Source organism: Aeromonas fluvialis, assembly GCF_000819885.1.
Taxonomy (GTDB): domain Bacteria; phylum Pseudomonadota; class Gammaproteobacteria; order Enterobacterales; family Aeromonadaceae; genus Aeromonas; species Aeromonas fluvialis.
Map to the genome: position 1 here is coordinate 507 of NZ_CDBO01000030.1, position 809 is coordinate 1,315.

Here is an 809-nt window from a genome sequence, read left to right on the forward strand (position 1 = left end):
AGCCCAGTAACGACCACCATATTCGCAGGAGAAGTCGGCATGTCGGCTCTCTCTGCAAAGAGAATCCCCACTGAGATGGGGATTTTTTTTGCCTGAAATTCAGCGCACAGGCATCCTCTTCTGCACTCGTTGTTGCAAGTCGCGCCCTTTACATGCTCCCACAATTCGGTCACCCGCCTCTCTGCAATTCTCCCGGCACAGCGACATCCTCCTCTGTATAGTGGCCATCCCAGTCATGGTACATGGCATGGAACACCGGCCATAAAATGGGTAGGCCAAGGCTTGCCCACAAGGATGCGCAATGCGTTACATGATGCTGTGGATCAAGAGCCCGCTGATCAGCAGTGGCTCCACTAGGAGCAAGCACCAGCGCTGCGTTAGACGCAGGGTGGGTGACAGTCCCGCAGGGAGTATGACGTCCACCCAGTCACGCCACCAAATAAAAACCGGAGCGAGATTGCTCCGGTTTGGCCTCTGACAACTGCTCGTCGGCGGACTAGATCACCCCGAGCTCCCGCAGCCGCTCCATCAGGTAGCTGTGGGCAGTATGGCGCTCGGAGAGCACCACATCCGGGCGCGGGTGGAGGAACAGCGGCAGGGAGATGCGGGACTTGCTGGCGCTGCCGCCGGTCGGATTGATGACGCGATGGGTGGTGGAGGGGTAGTAGCCGCGAGAGGCCTCCTGCAGCATGTCGCCGATGTTGATGATGAGGGTGCCAAAATCGCAGGGCACATCCATCCACTCCCCATCGGCTCCCTTCACCTGCAGGCCCGGCTCGTTGGCGGCAGGCTGGCTAATAACACCATGT

General features: G+C 59.2%; 1 protein-coding gene. It reads right to left on the reverse strand.

Translation table 11 applies throughout. The annotated features are described in order from the left end of the window. Positions 1–496: 496 nt before the first annotated feature. A partial coding sequence (locus BN1125_RS06565; protein ID WP_042011344.1) for a 2OG-Fe(II) oxygenase family protein occupies positions 497–809 on the reverse strand: 313 nt, incomplete at its 5' end.